We start from the raw sequence: 2,009 nt of genomic DNA on the forward strand, positions 1-2,009 counted from the left end.
CATGCCGGTCATCAGGTCGTCGACGAGTTGGTGTTGCAGGCGCCGTTGGTGCTGGAGGCCGAGGGGGCGGTGGACCTTCAGGTCATCGTCGGGACGCCGCAGGAGGAGCGGTGCGCCTTCAGCGTTCACTCCCGCCCCCACAGCACTGGTGGAAGCGGGCAGGAGGGCTGGACACTACACGCGAGCGGATACCTGTCCCGCGCCTCGGATGTGTCGTCTGCGGAGGCTACGACGGCGGCCTGGAATTCGTGGCCGCCGCCGGGTGCGCAGGCTGTCGCGGTGGAGGACCTGTATGAGCGGCTGGCCGCCGCCGGTTACCAGTACGGTCCCGCCTTCCAGGCCGTGAGCGCCATCTGGCGCCAGGGTGATGACCTCTACGCCGAGGTCCGGCTGCCCGAAAACCTCGACGGCCGCGGTCACGGCATCCACCCCGCCCTTCTGGACGCGGCGCTTCACCCCCTCATCCTGCCCACCACCAGCGGCGGTGACGACAGCGGCAGTGGTGACGGCGAGGGGGTGCGGATGCCGTTCGCGTTGTCGGGCATCACGCTGCACGCCACCGACGCCACGATGCTGCGGGTACGCATCACCACCATCGACGCCGACACCATCAGCGTCACCGCGACAGATCCCGCGGACGCGCCGGTCATCACCATCGACACCCTCACCCTCCGCTCAAGCAGTCCGCTCTCGGAGGGGCACACTCCCGCCACGTCGAGGAGCCGCCCAGCCCGGATCGTCCGTCGCCGTGCCGCCAATGCCGACACCGCACGTTCCTTCGCCGCCGAACTGACCGGTCTCACTCCAGGTCAACAACACGACCGACTCCTGCGGATCGTCCAGGCCCACGTGGCGACCGTTCTCGGGCATGTCAGCTCCGGCACCCTCGACCCAGAGCAGCAGTTCAAGGCTCTCGGCTTCACCTCCCTCAACGCGCTTGAGCTTCGCAAGCAGCTCGGCCAGACCACGGGCTACGACCTTCCTCCGACCGTCGTCTTCGACCACCCCACGCCACGGGCTCTGGCAACTCATCTCTACGAGCAGGTAGCCGGTGTCGCATCCCCCGCCGTTCCAACACCGGTCGGGATGGAGACAGACGAACCGATCGCGGTGGTGGGGATTGGTTGCCGTTTCCCCGGTGGGGTGACGTCCGCGGGGGAGCTGTGGGACGTGGTCGCGGCGGGAAGGGAGGTGAGCGTCGAGTTCCCGGTGGATCGTGGCTGGGATCTGGACCGGTTGTTCAGCTCTGATCCGGATGAGTCGGGTACGACGTACGTTCGGTGCGGCGGGTTCCTGGATGACGCCGCCGGGTTCGACGCGGAGTTCTTCGGCATCTCGCCTCGTGAGGCGTTGGGGATGGATCCGCAGCAGCGGTTGCTGTTGGAGGTCGCCTGGGAGGCGGTGGAAAGGGCGGGTATCGATCCGCGTAGCCTGGCCGGGACTCCCACCGGGGTCTTCGCGGGTACGTGGTCTCATGAGTATGGTGCCGGGAGCGCCGAAGCCGTTGAGGGCCACCGGCTGACCGGAGTGGCGGCCAGTGTGGCTTCGGGGCGCATCTCCTACGTGCTGGGCTTGGAGGGGCCGGCGATCACGGTGGACACCGCGTGTTCCTCCTCGCTGGTGGCGATCCATCTGGCCGCTCAGGCGTTGCGCCGGGGGGAGTGCGAGTTGGCGCTGGCCGGTGGTGTCACGGTCATGGCCTCCACCGACCTGTTCGTGGACTTCGCCCGGCAGCGCGTGCTGGCGGCGGATGGCCGGACGAAGGCGTTCGGTGCCGGTGCCGACGGCATGGTGGCGAGCGAGGGCGCCGGGATGCTGCTGCTGGAGAGGTTGTCCGACGCCCGTCGTCTGGGGCACCGGGTACTGGCGGTGGTTCGTGGGTCGGCCATCAACCAGGACGGGGCCTCCAACGGTCTGACGGCTCCTCATGGTCCTTCGCAGCAGCGTGTCATTCGTGCTGCTCTGGCCAATGCCGGTCTTGGCGCGGCTGATGTCGATGTCGTGGAGGC

1 protein-coding gene is annotated in these 2,009 nt (G+C 68.4%); it reads left to right on the forward strand.

The annotated features are described in order from the left end of the window. Positions 1 to 279: 279 nt before the first annotated feature. On the forward strand, positions 280 to 2,009 hold a 1,730-nt coding region (locus tag ACWD3H_RS47595; protein ID WP_451959795.1), incomplete at its 3' end, for a beta-ketoacyl synthase N-terminal-like domain-containing protein.

Source organism: Streptosporangium sp. NPDC002607, from assembly GCF_053592655.1.